Raw genomic sequence first — 21,820 nt, 5'->3', positions numbered from 1 at the left:
GTGATTCGTTATCCGAATCACCGGCGATTTTGCGTTACATCGTTGTTCAGGCCGCTTCCGTCACGCGCCTGAACCCCGCCGCCGCGTGCCGCTGCGGCAACGTAGGCTCATCGCCAAACAACTTCTCCCGCAACGTGCCAGGCGCATACGCCGTCTTGTAGCGCCCACGCGCCTGCAACTCCGGCACGACGAGATCCACAAAATCCTCATAGCTCTCGGGCACCACGGTCCGGCTCAGATTAAAGCCGTCCACATCGGCCTCGTCGATCCACGCCTGCAGTTCGTCCGCCACCTGCGAAGCGCTGCCGACAATCGCGGGATAACGGCCGCCCAGTTCGAACATCTCGAGCAGCTTGCGCCGCGTCCAGCCATGTTGCTTCGCCGTGCGCGTGGCGGATTCGATCGCGTTGCCCGGGGCGTAGTCCACGGGGGCGTCGAGATCGTATTGCGCATAGTCGATGCCCGTGCTCGACGCGAAATGCGCCAACCCCGCTTCGCGGCTCGCATACTGGCGGTAGTCCGCATACTTCTCGCGCGCTTCGCGCTCGGTCGCACCCGGCACCACCGCCGCGCCCACGAAAACCTTCACATCGTCGGGGCGACGCCCCGCTTGCACCAGCTGTTCGCGCAGCGCGCGCACGGTCTCGCGCGCGGCGGCCCGATTGGGCGGAGAAATAAACACACATTCGGCATGGCGCGCCGCAAAGCGCTGCCCTCGCCCCGAACTGCCCGCCTGGAACAGCACCGGCGTGCGCTGCGGCGAAGGTTCCGCAAGGTGATAGCCGTCCACGCGGTAGTAGCGTCCGGCATGCTCCACGCGATGGAGCCTCGCTGGGTCGGCAAACACGCGCGCGGCCTTGTCGCGCCGCACGGCGCCCGCCTCCCAGCTACCCTCCCAGAGCTTGTAGAGGACTTCCAGGTATTCGTCCGCACGGTCGTAGCGTTCGTCGTGCGGAAGCTGCTGCTCAAGCCCCATCGCGCGCGCCGCGCTGTCGAGATAGCCCGTCACGATATTCCAGCCAATGCGGCCTTGTGTGAGGTGATCGAGCGTGGAAAAGCGCCGCGCCAGCAAATACGGCTGATCGTAGGTGAGGTTCACCGTCACGCCAAAGCCGAGATGCTCGGTCACCGCGGCCATGGCCGGCACGACGAGCGTGGGGTCGTTCACCGGCAACTGGATCGACTCGCGCAACGTCACGTCCACGTTGCGCTGATAGACGTCGTATACGCCCACGATATCGGCGAGAAACAGCCCGTCGAAAAGGCCGCGCTCGAGCGTGCGCGCGAGATTCGTCCAGTACGCGAGTGTGCGGTAGTCGGTCGAGCGGTCGCGCGGGTGCGTCCACAGTCCGTGATTGATGTGCCCCACGCAATTCATGTTGAACGCGTTGAGCAATATGGGTTTGTTGGCTTTTGCCATCGTAGGGCTATCTCCTGCGGCGTCGAACGGGTCCAATCGCCCATTGGAACAGCCCGCGTCTCGATCCCCTACCAGTTAATTCGCAATTGCATATGAGCTTTTTTGTGGACGTGGACGCGGCGCCCTACGCTTTCACAGCTTCTTGTGCCTCTCGTGCTTCGCGATGCGGTTCCCGCTTGAGCGCGAAAAGCGAAGCCGCAACAATCAGCATGCCACCGATCCACGCGGGCAAAGTCAGCCGCTCGCCCAGCCACACGCATGCAAAGAGGGCGCCGAACACAGGCTCGCTGCCCATGAGCAACGCCACGCGCGTGGGGCTGCTGCGGCTCACGGCGTAGTTCTGCACGAAGAAGGCGAACAGCGTGCAACCCGCCACGAGATAGATCACGCTGCCCCAGAACACGCCGTGCCCCTGCCAGTGCGGCAACGGCTGCCATTGCGCGGGCGCGACAGTCAGTGCGAGCGCGGCGCAGCCGATCGCGACGACGGCGGATTGCACCGCCGTCACCGTGAGCGGCGGCACAGCGCCCGACTTCATCACGCGCTTGACCGCACAAGTGGTCAACGCACGCAGCAACGCGGCCAGCAGGACCAGCAGGTCGCCGGGGCTCGCCGCAACGTGCCCGCCCGTCAGGAGAAGCGCGCCGAGCAGCGACACGCCGGCCGCCGCCCATTCCACCGGGCGCGGCGCGCGCTTGAGCCACGCCCACTCCACGAGCGGCGTAAGCACCACGCACAGGCTGATGAGAAACGCGGCGTTCGAGGCATTCGTGAGCGAAACACCAAACGTCTCGGCCAGAAAGATGCCGAGCAGCAACAAGCCCGCACCGAGCACGCCGATCCGGTCGCGCCACATCACATGACGCAGCCCGCGCAGCGAGGGCGAAAGCAGCACAAAGGTGATGCCAAAACGCAGGGCCAGCAGACCCAGCACCGGGTAGACGAGCAACACGCCCTTCACCACGCCATAGCTCGTGCCCCAGATGAGCGCGACGGCAACGAGCAGCAGATCGACGGTGCGGGACGAACGGGTCAGGGCATTCATGGGGAACGAACTCGCAGATCGGTTAGGGACGTACACATTGTCCGATAATGCTTTCACGGCGATAATCCGTTTCGCCCGAACATCATTTATGCTTCAAATGCACAGATGATTTCGCCACGCCTGCCATGACACCCTCCGACCTCCTGCCCCTGCTGCCCGATCTCGCCACCTTCGCCCGCGTGGTCGATGCCGGTAATTTCTCGGTTGCGGCGCGCCAGCTCGGCAGCACGCCTTCCACCGTGAGCCGCCAGATGCAGCGGCTCGAACGCGCACTCGGCACGCGCCTGCTGGAGCGCTCCACGCGCAGCCTGCGGCTCACGGAATCGGGCGCCGAGGTCTACCGGCACTGCACGGAGATGGTCGAAGCCGCCGCGAGCGCGGCGCAAGCCGCTAGCCGCCTGACCGGCCGCCCGCATGGGCGCGTGAGCATCAGCGCCCCCATTTCGTTCGCGCAGAGCGTCATTCATCCGCTGATTTCCGGCTTTTTGCGCGCGTATGAGGACGTCGCGGTGCAACTCATCTTCACCGACCGCGACGTCGATCCGGTACGCGAGGGCGTCGATATCGTGGTTCGCCCCACGCCCACGCCGCCGCCGGGGCTGGCGGCGCGGCGGCTCGGCACGCTGCAATGGATGCCGTGTGCGTCCCCCGCTTATCTGCGCGCTCGCGGCACGCCGAAGCACCCGAAGGATCTCGCTCGCCACGACTGCCTCTATCTCGGCGAAACGCCCGATGACAACCGCTGGACGTTCCGCCGCGGTGCGCAAACGCAGACCGTCGAGGTGAAGGGGCGCTATATCGCCAACGACGTGGGGGCGCGGCGCGATGCGGCGCTTGCGGACCGGGGCATAGCGAGCCTGCCCGAATTCGCCGCCGCAGATGCGCTGCGCGGCGGCCTGCTCGTGCGCGTGCTGCCCGAGTGGCTGCTTGCGCCGCGCGCGTACAGCGGCCCGGTGTGGATGCTCTATCCGCCCAACCGCTTTCTGCCGCCGAAGGTGCGCGTGTTGATCGACTGGCTCGCGCAGCACATGCCCGAGTGAGCGGCGCAACCGCCCCGATTCGCCTCGCGTGAGACGATCGGGCATGAACTTGAGCAGCGCCGACATTCACCCTCGCGCGTGAACCTCCTAGACTGGGTCATCGAAACGAATGCATGAACCCCTCAAGGAAACACGATGCAAACTCTGCAAACGGATGTCGCCATCATCGGCGCCGGCACGGCCGGACTCTCCGCTTACCGCGCCGCGAAGGCGGAAGGTGCGAGCGCAATCATCATTGAAGGCGGCGCCTACGGAACGACGTGTGCACGTGTGGGGTGTATGCCCTCGAAGCTGCTGATCGCGGCGGCCGAGGCGGCGCACGCGGTGAGTATGGCGCCACGATTCGGCGTGAACCCGCTCGGCATGGAAATCGACGGCCGTGCGGTAATGGCCCGCGTGCGCAGCGAGCGCGACCGTTTCGTCGGGTTCGTCGTGGATGGCGTCCTCGCACTGCCCGAAGCGGATCGCCTGGTTGGGCATGCGCGCTTCATCGACGACGGCCTGATCGAGGTTGGCGAACATACGCGGGTGCGCGCAAAAAGCGTCGTGATCGCAACGGGTTCGACGCCCACGATCCCCGAGTCGCTCGCGGGACTCGGCGAGCGACTCATCGTCAACGACGACGTGTTCGCATGGCAGGATTTGCCGCGCAGCGTGGCGGTGGTCGGTGCGGGCGTGATTGGCCTGGAACTCGGCCAGGCGCTCGCGCGGCTCGGTGTGCGGGTCACGTTGTACGGCGGCTCGCACGGCAGCGTGGGCCCGCTCACGGACCCGCGTCTGATCGCCGAAGCGCACCGGGTGTTTGGCGCAGACATGCATTTCGAAACGCAGGGACGTGTCGTATCGGCAGCGCGCAACGATACGGGCGTGACGCTTCGGTACGCCCGTGCCGATGGCACGGAGTCCGAAGAAACGTTTGATTACGTGTTGGCGGCAGCGGGTCGGCACCCCAACGTGGCGAGCCTCGGCCTTGCGAACACGTCGCTCGAACTCGACGCGCACGGCGTGCCGCGCTTCGACCCGGCTACGCTGCAGGCGGGCGCTGCGCCGGTGTTCGTGGCGGGCGACGCGAACGACGTGCTGCCGCTGCTCCACGAAGCCGCCGACGAGGGGCGCGCTGCCGGCCGCAATGCCGCGCGCTTTCCGGAAGTCGAACCCGTTGCGCGCCGCGCGGCGCTTGCGATCGTCTTCTCCGATCCGCAGATCGCCATGGTTGGCAAGTCTCACCGGGAACTGGTGGCAGGTAGCTTCGTGACGGGCGCCGTGAGCTTCGAGGACCAGGGCCGCAGCCGCGTGATGCTCAAGAATCACGGCTTGGGCCACGTCTACGTGGATCGCGCGACACGGCGCTTCGTGGGGGCGGAATGGCTCGGGCCGGCGGCGGAACATATCGGCCACCTGCTCGCGTGGAGCGCGCAGATGGGGCTGAGCGTGGACGACATGCTGGCGATGCCGTTCTATCACCCCGTAGTGGAAGAAGGCTTGCGCACAGCGTTGCGCGACGCCGCCTCGCAACTGAATCACAAGGGCTAAGCGAATTTCGCTTAGGGTACCTTTTTAATTCGCAAGGACACACACACCGAAAATGAAAGCGCTCGTTCTCAGCCAATACGATGGTCCGCTCGAACTCGCCACGCTCGATCGCCCGCAGCCGCAAACAGGCCAGGTGCTGGTGCGTATTCATGCGGCGGGTCTCAATCCGCTCGACGTGAAGATTCGCGCGGGCAAAGCCGATCATGCGAAGCATCCGTTGCCGCTTGTGCTCGGTATCGACATGGCGGGCGTGGTGGAAGCGGTAGGCGCGGGCGTCACCCGTTTCGCGCCCGGCGACGAGGTGTATGGCATGACGGGCGGCGTGGGCGGCCTTCAAGGCGCGCTGGCCGAGTACGCCGCCGTCGACGCGGACCTCCTCGCGCGCAAGCCCGCGAATCTCTCCATGCGCGAAGCGGCTGCGCTGCCGCTTGCGTTCATCACGGCGTGGTCGGGCATCGTCGATCGTGCGCATCTGGCTGCGGGCCAGAGCGTGCTGGTTCAGGGCGGCGCGGGGGGTGTCGGCCACGTGGCCGTGCAGATTGCGCGTGCGCTCGGTGCGAATGTCTTCGCGACGGGCAGCGCACGCAGCGCGGATGTGATCTCGCAACTGGGTGCGACGCCTGTCGACTATGGTGCGGTAAGCGTCGAGCAGTATGTTCAGGCGCACACGGCGGGCGCCGGCTTCGATCTCGTGGTGGACACCGTGGGCGGCAAGACGCTCGACGCTTCGTTTGCCGCAGTCAAGCACTTTGGCCATGTGGTGAGCGCGCTCGGGTGGGGTACGCATGCGCTCGCGCCGCTGTCGTTTCGTGAGGCGACGTATTCGGGGGTGTTTACGCTTTATCCGCTGTTGAGCGGGAAGTATCGCGCGCATCACGGTGAGATGCTCGCCGAGGCGACGCGGCTTGCCGAAGCGGGCCTGCTTGCGCCGCGGGTGGATTCGCGGTGTTTTGCGCTCGCGGACGCCGACCGCGGTTATGAAGCCGTCGCCGATGGTAGTGCGGCTAGCAAGGTTGTTGTTGAGATTGGTTGAGGGTGCTGGTCCTGGCGCTTTGGGCTTTCCTTGTGTTCGCGTCGGTATGCCAGTGTTGCCCCTGTGCGGGGCGGCACCTACTTTCTTTGCCGCGGCAAAGAAAGTAGGCAAAGAAAGCCGCTCACACCGCCAGCGCCTGCCACGGTTCACCTCTGGCCGTACATGCCCGTGGCTCCGGAGCGTCTGCCACCACTCGCCCACAACCGGCGTGACAAGGCGCTCATCCTTCCGGCGGCGCTACGCGCCCCGAAGGGCATAATCAAAAACCATTGGGGCGCGCGAGTCTTCGCCGACCTCATTCACACCTTTGGTTTCCCTTGTAGACCCGGCCGCAGCGCGCGTAGCGAGCAGCGGGATGCATGAGCCCTTTGTCACTAAGTTCGGTGGTGCGAGGCGACAGACGCTCCGGAGCCACTGGCATGTACGGCCAGAGGTGAACTGTGGCAGGCGCTGGCGGTTTGAGCGGCTTTCTTTTGCCTACTTTTCTTTGCCGCTGCAAAGAAAAGTAGGTGCCGCCCCGCACAGGGGCAACGCTTGCAAACCGACGCGAATACAAGGAAAGCCCAAAGCGCCAAGAGGCACAACAAAAAAGCCCCACCCCCCCACAACCTCAATGCTGCACACCCCAACGCCGCACGGTAAGCCGCTCCAGCGTATCAAACACCAGATGCTCAACGAGCAGCCCAATCACGATCACGGCCGCAAGCCCGGCAAACACGCGATCGGTATAAAGCTCGTTGCGGTTCTGGAAGATGTACCACCCAAGCCCGCCCTGCCCGGCGCTCGCGCCAAACACGAGTTCCGCCGCGATCAGCGTGCGCCATGCGAAGGCCCAACCCACGCGCAGTCCCGCGATGATCGAGGGCAACGCCGCTGGCACGAGAATCAGCACGACCTGGCGCAAACCGCTCAATCCATAGTTGCGCCCCGCCATGCGCAGCGTCGCCGGCACGCCGAGAAACCCCGTGTACATGTTAAGCGCGAGTGGCCACAGCACCGCATGCACAAGCACGAACAGCAAGCTGCCGGTGCCAAGCCCAAACCAGAGCAGCGCAATCGGCAGGAGTGCGATGGAAGGCAGCGGATTGAACATCGCAGTGAGCATGGAAAGCAAGTCTCGACCCACACGCGTGGAAACCGCGAGCGACGTCAGCACAAACGCCAGCAGCACGCCGAGAGCATAGCCCCGCAGCAGCACCGACATCGAAATGCCCGTTTTCACGAGCAATTCGCCGCTCGCAATGCCCTGCACGAAGGCGGCAAGCGTTGCGCCGAAAGTCGGAACGAGCAGGTCGTTCGCGACCACGCGCGCCGTGACTTCCCAGAGCGCAATCAGCACGAGCGCGATCAGCGTGCGCCGAAACCAGCCCGCGTCGAGCACGCGCCGCGCGAGCGGCAGCGGCGCGGAGTCCGCGCCCGTCTGCACCGGCAGCAAGGGACGCTCGTATTCCGCGCGCACAGGTGGCAAGGGCGGCAGCGTAGGGTGTGGCGTGCTCATCGGCTGGCCTCCTTTCCGGCTTCGTGATTGGCTTCTGTATCGGTATCGAACAACAGACGATGGATGCGCGCCACACTCTCGCGAAAGTCCACGCCGCCCATGCTCGCATGGGAATACGCGTGACTGTTTACCTCGGCGCGCACGCGCCCCGGATGCGGCGAGAGCAGCAGAATGCGGTTGCCGACCACGAGGGCTTCCTCGATCGAATGCGTGACGAACAGCAGCGTGAAGCGCGCATCGTCCCACAGGCGCAGCAGTTCTTCCTGCATCTTGCGGCGCGTGAGGGCGTCGAGCGCGGCAAAGGGTTCATCCATCAGCAACACACGTGGTTGCATGGCGAGCGCACGCGCTATCGCCACGCGCTGCTTCATGCCGCCCGAAAGCGTGTGCGGATAAGCATCGGCGAAAGCGGTGAGTCCTACCTTGTCGAGGTAATGGAGCGCGCGTTCGCGTGCTTCGGCGCGCGACAGCTTGCGCGCCGCGCGCAGCGGAAACGCCACGTTCTCGGCCACCGTTTTCCAGGGCGGCAACTGGTCGAACTCCTGGAACACCACCACGCGGTCCGCGCCCGGTCCGCGCACGGGTTCGCCCGCCAGCGAGATCGATCCCGACACCGGCTCGATAAAGCCCGCAATCGCCTTGAGCAAGGTGGACTTGCCGCAGCCCGAAGGACCGAGCAGCACGAAGCGGTCGGCGCCGTAGACGTCGAAGCTCACGTCCTGCGTAGCGCGCACGATGCGCTCGCGGCTGCGGTATTCGAGGCTGACGTTTTCGATGGCAAGCAGGCGTTCGCTATGTGGTCCGGCCTGCACTGCGCGTTCGGCATGCGTAGGCCGCTCGCCCACAACGACGCGTTCCGCCGCGCCCGCTTCACGGCGCACGGCCGGCGCGCGCTCCCAGAATCTGGTGGTGGTGACGTTCACTTTTCGCAAATCCAGCAGATAAAACGTCAACATACGGGCACCCTGCGCGCTGCCCAACCAATGAATCGGCATAATTAAACCAGGCCTGCATATAAGCCCTGAATACACGCCATGCATGCGAACGGGCCCGCGAAGGGCCCGTTATCTGGCGCTAATGCCGCGCGTGGCTCAACTGCCGTTGGCAACCGCTGGATCGTCGAAGAAGTAATCGCGCCACGACTTCGGCTCGTTGCGGATCGCGCCCACGCGATACATGAATTGCGCGAGCCCCAGCGTATTCTGCGGCGCCGTCTTGAACTGCACCTGGGGATCGCGCAGGATCTTCAGGAGCAGATTGCGGTCGATCTTCGAGTCGTTCACGCGAATATAGATATCCGCCGCCTGCTCGGGGTGCGCTGCGATGAAGTTTGCCGCGTCGGCGAGCGCCGCCACGAATGCGCGATACGTCTTCGGATTCTCGTCGCGGAACTTCTGCGTGGCGTAAAGCACCGTGGCCGAGCTCGGGCCGCCCAGCACGTCGTACGAGTTGAGCACGATGTGCGCCTTCGGGTTGGCCGCCAGCTCCTGCTGCTGGAACGGCGGATTGCCGAAGTGCGCCGTAATCACGCTGCTATTCGCGATGATCGCGGCCGTCGCGTCCGGGTGCGGAATGGCCTGGCTGTAGGCGTCGAGCCGGTCGAACTGCTTCTCGCCCCACTGCTTCGCCGCCGCGTATTGCAGCACGCGCGACTGCACGGAAACGCCCACTGCCGGCACGGCAATGCGGTCCTTGCTCGTGAAATCGGCAATGGTCTTCACGTTCGGGTTCGTGGTGACGAGGTAGTACGGCAGGTTGCCGAGCGACGCCACGCCTTTCACGTTCTGCCTGCCATGCGTGCGGTCCCACACCGTGAGCAGCGGGCCCACGCCCGCGCCGGCCACGTCCACCGCGCCGGAAAGCAGCGCGTCGTTCACGGCCGCGCCGCCGGAAAGGCGCAGCCAGTCGACCTTGATATCGACGCCCGCCTTGCGGCCCTCCTGCTCGATGAAATGCTGGTCACGCGCAACGTTGAGCATCAAATACACAACACCGAACTGCTCCGCGATGCGGAGCTGACCTTCTGCGCGCGCGGGTGCTGGCACGCTCAGGCCAAACGATGCGAGCGCAATGGCGAGGGAAGCCGCGCCCGCGCGGCGCCACACGTTCGCGCGGCTTGCGAACGCATTACCAATAGAAAACGACATGCTATGGATTCCTTTTTATTCTGCGTAATACGCAACGCGCGAAAATCGCCCCGCAGCGCGTATCAAAACGGCGTGTCGCCTTCGATGGTGGTGCGATAGAGCTTGCGGCGCAGGTGATCGGGCGTACCCGCCGCAAGATGCATGAGCGAGCGGTTGTCCCAGAACACGAGGTCATGCGCGCGCCATTCGTGGCGGTAGCAATGCTCCGCACGCACGCTGTGGGCGAACAGTTCGTCGAGCAGTGCGCGGCTTTCGTCCTCGGGCAGATCGACTATGCGCGTCGTGAAGTGTTCGCTCACGAAGAGGGCCTTGCGGCCCGTTTCGGGGTGCGTGCGCACGACAGGGTGCACAACGGGCTTGACCTCCGCGATCTGCTGCGCCGTGAGATTTGGCCGCCACGGGCTGCGCGCCTGGAGTTCCGCATAGCGCGCGAGATAGGTATGCTCGGCACGCCGCCCCTCCACAGCGCTGCGCAAATGCGCAGGCAGCGTGTCCCACGCGAGATGCATGTTGGCGAACAGCGTGTCCCCGCCCTCTGCGGGCAACTCCTGCGCGTGCAGCAGCGAACCGAGGCTCGGCTTCTCCTTATATGAAAGGTCGGAATGCCAGAAGTGGCCGGCATCGCCAAGGCCAATGGGCTTGCCGTTCTCCACGATGTTCGAGACGATCAGCACCTCCGGATGGCCCGCCAGCGCGAACTGATGCAGCACGTGGATCTGCAACGGCCCAAAGCGGCGGCTGAACTCGACCTGCTGCTGCGGCGTGATGCGCTGGTCGCGAAACACCAGCACGTGATGATCGAGGTGGGCGCGATGAATGCGTGCGAAATCGTCGCTCGATACCGGCTTCGCGAGATCGAGGCCGACCACTTCCGCGCCAAGTGGCGCATTCAACGGAAGAATCTCGAAGTGCTGGGACGCGGCGGCCGCGCTTGAAGGGGCAAGAGCAGCGGCAGAAGCGGTGAATGTGGCAGGGGTAGTCACGCAGCAAGCCTTTCAGGTAAGCAATGGCTTCAATCTACGTGATCCATACGCCGGCTGACAACGAAGCAAATCCGATACGTTTATCCGTTCGAGTCATAAAGGCGCTGTTAAGGCATACGGCGCGTGCGCCCTTGAACGGCGCGCCGGGCTCGAATACTCATGTCCGAATCTGGCCAGATTCCTCCCCGGATCTGCTTTACAGTCTGGACATGCGCCTCGATCCCGACACCTGCTACCAGACCATGCTCTCGAAAGACCGCCGCTTCGACGGCTGGTTTTTCGTCGGCGTTTCGTCTACCGGGATCTACTGCCGGCCGGTCTGCCCCGTTCGCGCGCCACGGCGCGAGAACTGCCACTTTTTCGCCAATGCCGCAGCGGCTGAGCGCGCGGGCTTTCGCCCCTGCCTGCGATGCCGCCCTGAACTGGCCCCAGGCAACGGGCTGCTCGACGTATCGAGCAGGCTCGCGCACGCCGCCGCGATGCTGATCGAAGAGGGCTTCCTCAACACCGGCAGCCTGGCTGACCTGGCTGCGCGCGTGGGCGTGACCGATCGCCACCTGCGGCGGATCTTCGATGCGCAATTCGGCGTGTCGCCGCTGGAGTTTGCTCAAACCCAACGGCTTCTGATGGCCAAGCGGCTGCTAACCGATACCCGCTTGCCCGTGAACGCGGTTGCCCTCGCGGCAGGATTCGGAAGCGTGCGGCGGTTCAACGACCTTTTCCTGAAGCAATACGGCCTGAACCCGCTGCGATTCCGCAAGCAAACCGATGCCCGTCATGCTCCGGATGCGCAAAGCGTGACCTTTACGCTGGTCTATCGACCGCCGTTTTGCTGGTCCGGCATTCTCGCGTTCCTCGCACGCCGCCAGATTGCCGGCGTAGAGCATATCGGCGACGAAATCTATACGCGCACGCTCGCATTGAGCCATCACGGCCGCGAGATCCACGGCTGGATCAGCGCACGACACACACCGAAGCGCTACGCGCTCGAAGTGACTTTGCCGATGTCGCTCATGCCGGCCGTGGGACAGCTTCTGCCGCGCGTCAGACGTCTGTTCGATCTGGACGCGCGCCCCGATCTGATCGACCCGCATCTCGGCGATCTGGCGGCCGGCTCACCGGGCATACGGGTCCCGGGCGCGATGGACGGCTTCGAGATCGCGGTGTGCGCCTTGGCCGGACCGTCGCTGCATTCATCGAGCACGCAAAGCATCCTTTCACGCATTGCCGAGCGCTTTGGCACACAGGTCAGCGCACCGCAAGCGTTGACCCGCATTTTTCCCTCGGCGGCCACGCTCGCGCGCGCGCCGGCGTGCGCACTCGAGGACACCGGTATGACGCGAAAGCGCGCCGATGCGATCGTTGCGCTCGCAAGCGAAGTGTCGTCGGGCCGCATGAGGCTCGAGCCCGCCGCGCCGCTGGAAGACACGCTGCGCGCGCTGCGTAGCATTCAGGGGGTGAGTGAATGGGCGGTGCAGTACATCGCCATGCGCGCCCTCGCGTGGCCCAATGCCTTTCCACCCTGCGACCTGACGCTGAAAAAGCAACTGGGCTATGCGAGCGCATCTGCACTGGGCCGCCATGCGCAACAGTGGGAACCGTGGCGCGCCTACGCAACCCTCCACATGTGGAGCCAACTCGAGGGCCAACACTCATGACACCCGGCTATGTGATTCCAAGTCCATTGGGGGATATCGCGCTGCGCGTAGAAGACGATTTCCTGACCGGCCTCTTTTTCGTGGGCCAAAAATACTTTCCGCAGATGTCGCTTACGCGCATTGGAACAGGAGCGCCGCCACTCGCGCGTTACGCCCAGCGGCAAATCACGCAGTTCTTTTCGGGCGAGAGACGGGACTTCGGGCTCCCCATTGCCTTACGGGGCACGCCGTTTCAGCGGCGGGTCTGGAAGGAGCTCGAGGCCATTCCGTATGGATCTGTGATCTCTTACGCGGAGGTCGCGAGGCGCCTGCGCCTGGACTCCGGGCACGCGCGCGCGGTGGGGAGCGCAGTAGGCCGCAATCCCATTTCCGTGATCGTTCCGTGCCACCGTGTTGTCGCGACAAACGGCGCGCTGACCGGTTACGCAGGCGGCGTGGATCGCAAGGCCGCGCTGCTCGAACTCGAACAAGTGGACCGCTGCGCCGCGCTGGTTTAGAAGCGGTCCTATCTCGCACCTACTGTCCGCCCCCGGACCTATCGAGCAATATCAGCGTCACGCCGTGGGTCCAGCGTTCGCACACGCCGCCCATGCTTTCATGCGCTTTGTGCGTGCCGAGCGCGAGCGTGCCCAAAAAGGAATACGATCACCAGCGTGACCGTGCCTGCCTGCGCAAGCGCGCAAATGCCATCGCCACGCCAAGGAAGCCAATCGCCACACCGCCCGTCAACGCGTGAACATGCCGCTCTGTGAAGAGCGGCATGTTGCCGTTGCGCGCTTCCTGGTCGAGACCGGCGCGAAAATGGTCGCCATGGCGATGTTCACTCACACGTCGATTTCGCCGAGTTAGCGCTTTACGCGCGCTGCCGCCGTTTCGACAGCCTGTGCGTCGGCCACGTCGGTGGGCTCCGCGAGCGCGCGCACATCGTGTAGGCGGCCTGTAATTGCGCTGCTTTCACGCGAACCGTTCGGGTTCGCGCGAAAGCAGCGCGACGTCGTAGCTTGCAAGCGCGAAAGCTTCAGCAACGGCGCGGCCCACGCCCGCGCCCCCACAGGTCAGCGATCCTGTGTTGCGGTTTTCTGTGCATCGGCTCGGTAAGCAAAAAGGAGGGACGTGATAGTGCCAAACCGCAAAGCCTATGCTCGTATGGTCCCAAGCTGATCCCAAGCGCGGCGCAAAACGCGGTGCACTAGCTGGCACCGCATTTGCGCATCATTCCCTTCGCGCGCCGCCCGCCTGGCAAGCGCGCCCCAGCCGAGGAGTCCTAGCTCATGTCATCGAATTCAACGTCGAATGCCGGGCCCACCCAAGCCGACCCATCCGATCTCGACCGCCGCGCCATCGACACGATCCGCACCTTGTCGATGGACGCCGTGCAAAAGGCCAATTCCGGCCACCCCGGCACGCCCATGGCGCTCGCGCCGCTCGTGTACCAGATCTGGCAGCATCATCTGCACTACGACCCTGCCGCGCCGCGATGGCCCAACCGCGACCGCTTCGTGCTCTCGAACGGCCACGCTTCAATGCTGCTCTACTCGATGTTGCACCTCACGGGCGTGCAAGCCATAGACGAAAAAGGCAAGCTCACGGGCAAGCCCGCGGTCTCGCTCGACGATATCAAACAGTTTCGCCAGATCGACAGCCTGACGCCGGGGCACCCGGAATATCGCTGGACGACGGGCGTCGAAACGACCACCGGGCCGCTCGGCCAGGGGCTCGGCAACAGCGTGGGCATGGCCATGGCCGAGCGCTGGCTCGCACAACACTTCAATCGCCCGGACGCCACGATCTTCGACTACCGCGTCTATACGGTGTGCGGCGACGGCGACATGATGGAAGGCGTCTCGCACGAGGCGGCGTCGCTCGCGGGCCATCTAGGTCTCTCGAATCTGATCTGGTTTTACGACAGCAACCGCATCACGATCGAGGGCCACACCGACCTCGCCTATAGCGACGATGTCGAGTCGCGCTTTCGCGGCTACCACTGGCACACGCTGCACGTGGACAACGCCAACGACACGAACGCCATCGAAGCCGCCATCGAACAAGCGCAGGCTGTGACCGACAAGCCGACGCTGATCGTGGTGAATAGCATCATCGGCTGGGGCGCGCCGAACCGGCAGGACACGGCGGCGGCGCACGGCGAAGCGCTGGGCGAGGAAGAGGTGCGGCTTGCCAAGCGCGCGTACGGCTGGCCGGAGGACGCGCAGTTCCTCGTGCCCGACGGCGTGTACGAACGTTTCGCGCAAGGCATGGGCGCGCGCGGCAAGGCGGCGCACGAAGCGTGGAAGCAACGCTACGACGACTATGCGAAGCGCTACCCCGAACTCGCGAAGGAACTGAGCCTGATGCTCGAGGGCAAGCTGCCCGAGGGCTGGGACGCCGACATTCCCACCTTCGCCGCCGATGAAAAGGGCCTCGCCACGCGCGACTCGTCGGGCAAGGTGATCAACGCGATCGCGCAACGTGTACCGTGGATGATCGGCGGCGCCGCCGACCTCTCGCCGTCCACCAAAACCAATCTCAAGTTCGATGGCGCGGGAAGCTTCGAGCGCGACCACTACGAAGGCCGCAACCTGCATTTCGGCATTCGTGAGCACGGCATGGGCGCGGTCTGCAATGGCCTCGCGCTTTCGGGCTTGCGGCCGTTCGGATCGACGTTCCTCATTTTCAGCGACTACATGAAGCCCCCCATCCGGCTCGCGGCGATCATGGAGTTGCCCGTGGTCTACGTGTTCACGCACGATTCGATTGGTCTCGGCGAGGACGGGCCCACGCACCAGCCGATCGAGCAGCTCGCGTCGCTGCGCAGCGTACCGGACCTGCTCACGCTGCGCCCCGCCGATGCCAACGAAGTCGCGCAGGCCTGGCGCGTTGCGCTCACGCGGACGCATGAACCGGCCTGCCTCGTGTTGACGCGCCAGGCGCTGCCCACGCTTGACCGCACGAAATACGCGAGTGCGCAAGGCGTGCAGCGCGGCGCATACGTGCTCGCCGACGCACCCGATGGCAAGCAGCCCGAAGTCCTGCTCCTCGCCACGGGCAGCGAGGTTTCGCTGTGCATTTCCGCATACGAAACGCTGAAAAAGGAGGGGATCGCAGCGCGCGTGGTCTCGATGCCTTCATGGGGCTTGTTCGAACTGCAGGACGAGGCGTACCGCGATTCGGTGCTGCCGCCGGACGTCCGTGCGCGCGTGGCCGTGGAGCAGGCGGCGTCGCTCGGCTGGGACCGTTACGTCGGCCGCTTCGGCTCGCAGATCGTGATGCGCACGTTCGGCGCCTCCGCGCCGATCAAGGCGCTGCTGACCAAATTCGGCTTCACGCCTGAGCACGTGGTGGAAGAAGCGAAGAAGCAGATTGCGCGTTGCAAGGCGGGAGCGGGCGCGCAGTCAGGCGAATAGTCAGTGTCTGCTCGTGCCGTAGAAGCGCAAGTAGCCGCTGTGAAGCGTCACCGGCTTGCCGTCCGTCTCTTCGATGAGCCGGGCGGCCGCCGCCTCGATGGCAGCGCGGTTGCGGTGGAACGCGAGGCGCAGGTCGGGCTCTCGCAACGATTTCGCGCCGAAGCGATCCTCCAGCGCTTCAGCCGTAATCGCGCAGTCCACAGGGACAGAATCCGCGAGCGCAACAAAGGTTAGCGCGAACTCCTGCGTGTCGTACTCGACTGGACCTTCGGGAAAGGAAATGTTCATGATGGGTGGACTCCTGAATATCGGGTGAGCAACCGCTCAGGCGTCGCCGTGCGGCCGCGCCTGAGGGCGGGTTAGCGCCTCGAGATACCAAAAAGCAGGCTGGCCAGAAAGAGAATCACGAAGATCAAGAACAGAATCTTGGCGATGCCCGCCGCACCAGCGGCAATCCCGCCAAATCCGAAGACAGCCGCGATGATGGCTATCACGAAGAAAACGATCGCGTAGTAAAGCATTGCCGGCTCCTTTGAAGGCATCCTGCTCTATGCGCACCGGCTGTGCCCGAGCGGGTTTTCGCCCGGGAGCGAGGGTTCGATACGCCATAACCCCTCGCGGCACGCCCATTGCGCGACAAGCGGCCTGGGGCTCTCAAGCGAAGGAGACAGTCATGAACCAGACGCGATGCGCCATGCACGAGGCGCAGTCCCTTCCGCAGTGCCTTCTTCACGCGGGCCTCGTGGGCCTCTGTTTCGTGCTCGCAGCGCAAGCCACGTTTGCGCAAACCGGCGATACGGTTTCGCGGCCCAATCCATTGCCCCCGCACAATCTGGCGGCGGCAGACCCGGGCTATGGCGGCGAGGCAAGTGACGAGATCATCACCGCGCACGCAAAGGCGGCATTGATCGGCGCGGACGGCTTGACCTCCAGCGACGTGCACGTCAGCACGAAGCGCGGCGCCATTACGCTAACGGGGACCGTGCCCGACGAAGGACAACGCGACAAGGCCGAAAGCGTCGTGCACGACCTGAACGGCGTGGTATCCGTCACCAACAATCTGAAAGTCGGCAAGACGCAATAGATGCTGCGAGGCGTCACCCGCTAGTCCATCATGAGCTTGAGCGGGCTGCCTGTCTCGGACGCAACTGGTGTTCCGATTCGGCGCGCGCCTCCTGGCGCCGGTAATAGCGATCGAGTACGTAGCCCGCCGTCGCGCCGTGCAGCACGACGGAAAGCACGATCGCATCGAGGGCGGCGGGCAGCACGGGCCGCAGCACGTCGCCCGCCTGGTCGATCCCCCACACCGCGTAGTAGAACGCGCCCACGCCGCGTATGCCCATCCACGCCATCAGGAGCCGCTGCGGGCCCTGAGCGCTCGAGCCCATCATTGCGACGAGCACGGCCAGAGGCCGCACGACGAACACCAGCACGAGCGCGGACAGCACCGCGCGCAGGTCGAGCATCTCGCGCCAATGCGCCGAAATTACGCAGCCAATGATCAGCAGTACCGAGAACTCAGCCAGCCGTTCGATTTCCAGCGTGGACCCCGTCATACCTTCGGCAAGCCACATGTGCGCGCGCTGGGGATCTGTCGCGACTTCGGTACGCTCGCCGAGCTGCACGCTTTCGAGCGCCTCGGCAGGGCGGCGCTCGCCTGTCGCGCGAAGCTCCTCATGACGCAACGCTACGCCCGCAGCGAAGACCGCCACGAACGCATACGTATGCAGCAGCAGCGCCACGCCGTAGGTGACCGACATCAGCCCGATGGCAATGAAGCCGTCGAGCCCCACGGCTTCGCCATGGCGCGTGCGCAAATAGAAGACGCTGCGCACGCAGAGCATGCCGAGCACCCCGCCAACGAGCAGTGCGCCCGTGACGCCCCACGCCACCCACGCGGCGAACGCCGCCGCGTTTTGCGTGTTGGCGCCGTGCACGCCGCACAGCGCAAGGCCGAGCACCGCGAAGGGCATGGCGGCGCCGTCGTTGAGGCCGCCCTCGCCCGAGAGCGCGAATCGCACGGGCTCCGCGTCGCCGGCCTCATGCACGCGCAGTTCGTTCGCGAGCACCGGATCGGTCGGCGCGAGCGCCGCGGCGAGAAACAACGCGACGCCCGTGGCCGCACCCGTCGCCACGCCGAACGCGAACATCAGCGCGACACTGAGCACCATGGCCAGCACGCCGAGGCGCAGCGGCAAGCGCCAGAGCGGCTCGCGCAGCCGCACGCGCAGATGCATGCCCACCGAAAACAGCGAGACCACAAGCCCTGCCTCCGCCAACACGGTGAGCGTGCGCACATTCTGCGCGAGGTCGGTATGAACGAGACCGAGCAAACCCGGCCCCACCACGACGCCAACGGTCAGATAAATCATCGCGCCCGTGAGCGGCAGGCGCGCGATAGGGCCCCGCGCGAGCGCCACGAACATCAGCAGCACGCCTATCAGCAGAAACCAAAGTGCTTCCTGCGGCATGGAAGGGCTTCTCTCCTCTTGGAACGTTGCCGCAACGCGCGGACGCAGCCCGCGGGCGGACCCCTGCGTAGCGCAACATCCGTTCCTCTCTTTCACGGGCCGACCACCGGGCTGCGTTATTCGTTCGGCACGCCGTCGCCGTTCCGCGCGCTCGACGCCCCGTGCGCGGCTTTCGTCTACGATCGCGAGTGCATCGTCATGCGATAAGGAGACCGTATTGGACGCACACGATCTGAGCGCGCTCTACCGGCGCTACATCGACTGCCTGAACCGACGGGATTGGGATTGCCTCGGGGACTTCGTCGCCCACGACGTCGTCCATAACGATCGTCCGTTTGGTCTCGCGGGATATCGCGCCATGCTGGAGCAAGACGTCCGCGACATTCCCGACTTGCGCTTCGAAATCGAACTGCTGGTCGCCGAGCCTCTGGTCATTGCCAGCCGCTTACGTTTTGATTGCACGCCCCGACAAGACTTTCTCGGTTTGCCTGTGAACGGTCGGCGAATCGCGTTTTCGGAGAATGTGTTCTACGCGTGGCGCGGCGGGAAAATTGCGCGGGTATGGTCGATCATCGACAAGGCTGCGATCGAGGCGCAATTGTCGTAACCCATTGCCATTTTCTTCATGAAGCTAACGCCTCAGCACCACTATTGAGCAATGCTGCTCGCGCTTTCCCGGCATTACCCACCCCGTGGGCCAGAAAACGGGGCACAACATGCGTTGCCAGTTCTTCGATGACCGCTTCGGCGGGCCGTGTTCCGTACTTGAGATTGAGCAAGACGTGGTTCGCGCCCGCGCGCTCGAGCGCCTCCAGCGTTCGCATCAGCCAGTTACGGCCAAGACGGTGGCCGTTGTGAATCGGTGTGGGCCCTTCGTCCGGGTTCTCGGACAGATCGATGTGATAAGGCTGTGCAAACGGCTTGAACCTACCTGGGGAGACTTGTGCAACGGTCTCGTGCCAGTACCGGACGAGTTCCACCTGGCTTGCGAGCGAGCGTTGATACGTGATCCATCCGTCGGCATTCTGCGCGATCCACTCGATCGACTGCTGGCTATTGCCTGTCACGATCAGCGGGACCCTGGCCGAAACGGGCTTGGGTACGATATCCGCGCCACCCAGCGTGCCATAGCGGCTTTTAATTTCAGGAAACGCGCTGCCCCACGCCACATTCAGATATCGGACCTGCTCGCGAAACATCTCGCCTCGCCCCTCGCGATCCACTGCGAACGCCGGGAATTCAACGGGCCTGTCGCCCGAGGCGATGCCGAGCACGAGTCTGCCGCCGGTGAGTTGGTCGATGCTCGCCGCCGCCTTTGCCGTATGGATCGGATGACGCAACGGCAACACGATCGCAGCCGTAAAGAGCGCGATAGATTCAGTCTGACCCGCTACATAGCCGAGCCATGTCCAGGGATCGTAGATTTGCCCAAGGTCGCCAAAATTGGGATCGCGCAGCGGTACATCACGTACGCCGAGCGCGGCAAAACCGCCCTCCTCGGCCACACGAGCCAGCGCAATCTGGTTACGCATGCTCGGTGCGTCGCCCGAATACGATTCGATTGCAAACAACACCCCGAGCGTCAGCCGTCCAGGAGAGAACATGCGCGAAAATCCGGGATTCGATTGCGGCAACGCTTCGGGAGAGGGGATCAGCATGCAGACAATTCCGTAAATCGGGTAAGAGATCGACGCCGCTTATTTTGCAAAACCTTCCGCCGATGATCACCCGGCTTCGCGGCAATTCAGTTGTTCCTGCGTGTAACGCGCGCGTACTACGCCGCGCCAGCTAGAGGCGCCCGATTGCGTGATCGAACCGGGCGCAAAAGCGGGAGTCATTGGCCGGAGTAAATCGGTCGCAGACCCGGAATATCCGCTTGGGGTGCGCCCGACATGGCTTGCCCGGACGCCGACGTTCCACTGACCACACCGCCAAAGTCGCTCGATGCCGCAGCCGAACGGGACACCCGCGCTTCCGCCTGCTGGATCTGCTGAGGGTAAGTCGTCTGGTCGCCGTCTCCGGTCCGGTATCCCGCTTTTTCGAGTTGGACAAGCTGATTGCGAACCTCTGCGCGAGTGAGCGCGCCGTTGGACTGGGCAAATGCGATAGCGGGCGCGGCGAGGGCCACGGCGATTGAGAGGGCCGAAGCCAGAACTTTCACTTTCATGATTCACCTCGAAGGTTTTGAAGGGCTGCGAACGGTTGTTTGCAGCAGGTGAATGCATGGTAAATAGGCGACCACTTAAGATAAAGAGCCGCACGGGAACAACATTTGTGTCCGCTGGTAAAAAGCCAGTTGGCCCGATTTTCAGCGATGAATTCCCCGCGATGATGGCGGGCTCGATGGCGGCGGAAGTCGCCGTGCCCGATGTGGGGCCGTTGTTAGTTAGTGATCCGTATTAGCTGATCCGGTGAATTGCTGCGATGCTAACGGCAGGTGGAGCGCCGTGAGCAATTTGCCTCGATATAATCCCGTAGCTGCAAGCTGACTGAACACCAGGAAAAAGATCATGCCTGGACAGCGGTATCGGCACAGGCGTAGCGGATCTTGTAGAGAGAAGGTGGAAATATTCGACAACCTCTTTGGACGCGCCATGACGACAACCCACAAGAGATTTCCGTATGCCGCTGCTTCGATATTGACCGTGCTCTTCTGCCTGCTCGCGGCAACCGCGCACGCGGCAGGCCTCAAGCGCCTCGACATTCCCGCCGACGCCCATGGCCCGGCACTGAAAGCCATGGTCTGGACGCCATGCGCGGAGCCCGCGCAGGACGTGCCGTTCGGCCCATACATCCTGCACGGGCGGCGCGACTGTCCGACCGTTGGCGACAAGCTTCCCCTCGTTGTCATTTCGCACGGCCACACCGGCTCATATCTGGGTCACCATGACCTTGCCGAGACGCTGGCCAACGCGGGCTTCGTTGTGGCCGCAATCAACCACCCCGGCGACTCGTTCGCCGATCCGAGCCGCGCGGGCGATATGTCCGTGTTCATCGAGCGGCCGACCGATATCAAGCGCCTGATCGATTACATGCTGAGCGCCTCGCCGGACGCCGCGAAAATCGACCCGCAACGCATCGGATTCTTTGGCTTTTCGCGCGGCGGCTATACGGGTCTGGTGTTAGCGGGCGGCGCGCCGGACTTCCAGCACTCCGATGTGCCTTGCCCGGACACGGGGCCGCCGGTCTGCGCCGAAATCGCGCGTGGAGAAGTGCCCACGCAGCCGTTGCCGAGCGATGCGCGAATCAAGGCGTTCGTGCTCGCCGATCCGCTCAATGAATTCCCTGCTGCGAGTGATCTGAAGAACGTGACAGCGCCCATCCAGGTGTGGGCTTCGCAGTATGGCGGCGATGGCGTATTGCCCCACAACGCGCCCGCGCTTGCGAGGACGCTGCCTCGCAAACCCGACTATCACTTCGTGCCCGACTCGGCGCATTTCGCCTTTCTTGCGCCTTGCGACGAGGCTATGAAAGAGAAGATGCCCGAGATCTGCGTGGATGAGCACGGCTTCGACCGGGTCGCCTTTCACAAGGAACTCGACGCGAGCGTGCTCGCGTTCTTCCAGGCGAATCTGCGCTAGCTTTCCCGCT

21 protein-coding genes are annotated in these 21,820 nt (G+C 64.3%); 9 read left to right on the top strand and 12 right to left on the bottom strand.

Going from position 1 to position 21,820, the window contains the following annotated elements:
* Nucleotides 1-46 precede the first annotated feature (46 nt).
* Nucleotides 47-1,420 (bottom strand): LLM class flavin-dependent oxidoreductase, encoded by a 1,374-nt coding sequence (locus JMY28_RS21180; RefSeq protein WP_201697868.1) that lies wholly within the window; start codon nt 1,418-1,420, stop codon nt 47-49.
* 124 nt (nt 1,421-1,544) lie between these two features.
* The gene (locus JMY28_RS21175) at nt 1,545-2,465 is read right to left on the bottom strand and encodes a DMT family transporter (protein ID WP_201697867.1); all 921 of its coding nucleotides are present in this window, start codon (nt 2,463-2,465) and stop codon (nt 1,545-1,547) included.
* 125 nt (nt 2,466-2,590) lie between these two features.
* On the opposite strand from JMY28_RS21175, the gene JMY28_RS21170 reads away from it, so the two are divergent.
* The 3 genes from JMY28_RS21170 to JMY28_RS21160 all read left to right on the top strand — a co-directional run bounded on the left by JMY28_RS21170 (nt 2,591) and on the right by JMY28_RS21160 (nt 6,071).
* Complete coding sequence (locus JMY28_RS21170) at nt 2,591-3,505, top strand: LysR family transcriptional regulator (protein ID WP_201697866.1); 915 nt, start codon at nt 2,591-2,593, stop codon at nt 3,503-3,505.
* A 135-nt stretch (nt 3,506-3,640) separates the two neighbouring features.
* A complete protein-coding gene (locus JMY28_RS21165) occupies nt 3,641-5,038 on the top strand; it encodes a dihydrolipoyl dehydrogenase (RefSeq protein ID WP_201697865.1) in 1,398 nt (465 codons plus the stop codon).
* Between the two features lie 52 nt (nt 5,039-5,090).
* Complete coding sequence (locus JMY28_RS21160; RefSeq protein ID WP_201697864.1) at nt 5,091-6,071, top strand: zinc-dependent alcohol dehydrogenase family protein; 981 nt, start codon at nt 5,091-5,093, stop codon at nt 6,069-6,071.
* Between the two features lie 610 nt (nt 6,072-6,681).
* Here the strand turns inward: JMY28_RS21160 and JMY28_RS21155 are convergent.
* The 4 genes from JMY28_RS21155 to JMY28_RS21140 form a co-directional block, all read right to left on the bottom strand.
* The gene (locus JMY28_RS21155; RefSeq protein WP_201697863.1) at nt 6,682-7,569 is read right to left on the bottom strand and encodes an ABC transporter permease; all 888 of its coding nucleotides are present in this window, start codon (nt 7,567-7,569) and stop codon (nt 6,682-6,684) included.
* Nucleotides 7,566-8,492 carry an ABC transporter ATP-binding protein gene (locus JMY28_RS21150; protein ID WP_407945523.1) on the bottom strand — a complete coding sequence of 309 codons (927 nt, stop codon included), beginning with the start codon at nt 8,490-8,492 and terminating at the stop codon, nt 7,566-7,568. Before JMY28_RS21150 ends, JMY28_RS21155 begins: the two co-directional genes overlap by 4 nt.
* Before the next feature lie 168 nt (nt 8,493-8,660).
* Nucleotides 8,661-9,716 carry an ABC transporter substrate-binding protein gene (locus JMY28_RS21145; protein WP_201697862.1) on the bottom strand — a complete coding sequence of 352 codons (1,056 nt, stop codon included), beginning with the start codon at nt 9,714-9,716 and terminating at the stop codon, nt 8,661-8,663.
* A 62-nt stretch (nt 9,717-9,778) separates the two neighbouring features.
* On the bottom strand, nt 9,779-10,699 hold the full coding sequence (locus JMY28_RS21140) for a TauD/TfdA dioxygenase family protein (protein ID WP_201697861.1): 921 nt from the start codon (nt 10,697-10,699) through the stop codon (nt 9,779-9,781).
* A 209-nt stretch (nt 10,700-10,908) separates the two neighbouring features.
* On the opposite strand from JMY28_RS21140, the gene JMY28_RS21135 reads away from it, so the two are divergent.
* Entirely contained in the window at nt 10,909-12,357 is a 1,449-nt protein-coding gene (locus JMY28_RS21135; protein ID WP_201697860.1) for a DNA-3-methyladenine glycosylase 2 family protein, read from the top strand.
* Complete coding sequence (locus tag JMY28_RS21130; RefSeq protein WP_201697859.1) at nt 12,354-12,854, top strand: methylated-DNA--[protein]-cysteine S-methyltransferase; 501 nt, start codon at nt 12,354-12,356, stop codon at nt 12,852-12,854. Before JMY28_RS21135 ends, JMY28_RS21130 begins: the two co-directional genes overlap by 4 nt.
* A gap of 148 nt (nt 12,855-13,002) precedes the next feature.
* Here the strand turns inward: JMY28_RS21130 and JMY28_RS21125 are convergent, their stop codons facing one another.
* Nucleotides 13,003-13,185 carry a hypothetical protein gene (locus JMY28_RS21125; protein WP_201697858.1) on the bottom strand — a complete coding sequence of 61 codons (183 nt, stop codon included), beginning with the start codon at nt 13,183-13,185 and terminating at the stop codon, nt 13,003-13,005.
* A gap of 443 nt (nt 13,186-13,628) precedes the next feature.
* Between JMY28_RS21125 and tkt the strand changes: the two genes are divergently transcribed.
* Nucleotides 13,629-15,758, top strand: coding sequence for a transketolase (gene tkt, locus JMY28_RS21120; RefSeq protein WP_201697857.1), 2,130 nt, complete (start codon nt 13,629-13,631; stop codon nt 15,756-15,758).
* Here the strand turns inward: tkt and JMY28_RS21115 are convergent, their stop codons facing one another.
* Complete coding sequence (locus JMY28_RS21115) at nt 15,759-16,046, bottom strand: DUF1488 family protein (protein ID WP_201697856.1); 288 nt, start codon at nt 16,044-16,046, stop codon at nt 15,759-15,761.
* Nucleotides 16,047-16,117: 71 nt separating this feature from the next.
* Nucleotides 16,118-16,279 (bottom strand): DUF1328 domain-containing protein, encoded by a 162-nt coding sequence (locus JMY28_RS21110; protein ID WP_158761410.1) that lies wholly within the window; start codon nt 16,277-16,279, stop codon nt 16,118-16,120.
* 152 nt (nt 16,280-16,431) lie between these two features.
* Here JMY28_RS21110 and JMY28_RS21105 point away from each other — a divergent pair, with 152 nt between their 5' ends.
* On the top strand, nt 16,432-16,842 hold the full coding sequence (locus JMY28_RS21105) for a BON domain-containing protein (RefSeq protein ID WP_201697855.1): 411 nt from the start codon (nt 16,432-16,434) through the stop codon (nt 16,840-16,842).
* Between the two features lie 28 nt (nt 16,843-16,870).
* On the opposite strand, the gene JMY28_RS21100 is transcribed toward JMY28_RS21105, so the two are convergent.
* Nucleotides 16,871-18,229, bottom strand: a complete 1,359-nt coding sequence (locus JMY28_RS21100; protein WP_201697854.1) for a cation:proton antiporter domain-containing protein — start codon at nt 18,227-18,229, stop codon at nt 16,871-16,873.
* 217 nt (nt 18,230-18,446) lie between these two features.
* On the opposite strand from JMY28_RS21100, the gene JMY28_RS21095 reads away from it, so the two are divergent.
* Complete coding sequence (locus tag JMY28_RS21095) at nt 18,447-18,836, top strand: ester cyclase (protein WP_201697853.1); 390 nt, start codon at nt 18,447-18,449, stop codon at nt 18,834-18,836.
* 16 nt (nt 18,837-18,852) lie between these two features.
* Here the strand turns inward: JMY28_RS21095 and JMY28_RS21090 are convergent, their stop codons facing one another.
* Nucleotides 18,853-19,887, bottom strand: coding sequence for an LLM class oxidoreductase (locus tag JMY28_RS21090; RefSeq protein ID WP_201697852.1), 1,035 nt, complete (start codon nt 19,885-19,887; stop codon nt 18,853-18,855).
* A 176-nt stretch (nt 19,888-20,063) separates the two neighbouring features.
* The gene (locus JMY28_RS21085) at nt 20,064-20,396 is read right to left on the bottom strand and encodes a DUF4148 domain-containing protein (RefSeq protein WP_328809437.1); all 333 of its coding nucleotides are present in this window, start codon (nt 20,394-20,396) and stop codon (nt 20,064-20,066) included.
* A gap of 427 nt (nt 20,397-20,823) precedes the next feature.
* Here JMY28_RS21085 and JMY28_RS21080 point away from each other — a divergent pair, with 427 nt between their 5' ends.
* Nucleotides 20,824-21,810: an alpha/beta hydrolase family protein gene (locus JMY28_RS21080; RefSeq protein WP_201697851.1), complete on the top strand. Its 987-nt coding sequence runs from the start codon at nt 20,824-20,826 to the stop codon at nt 21,808-21,810.
* Nucleotides 21,811-21,820 lie beyond the last annotated feature (10 nt).

This window comes from Paraburkholderia hiiakae (assembly GCF_904848665.1).
GTDB lineage: Bacteria > Pseudomonadota > Gammaproteobacteria > Burkholderiales > Burkholderiaceae > Paraburkholderia > Paraburkholderia hiiakae.
This window is presented reverse-complemented; position numbering and strand designations above follow the sequence as displayed.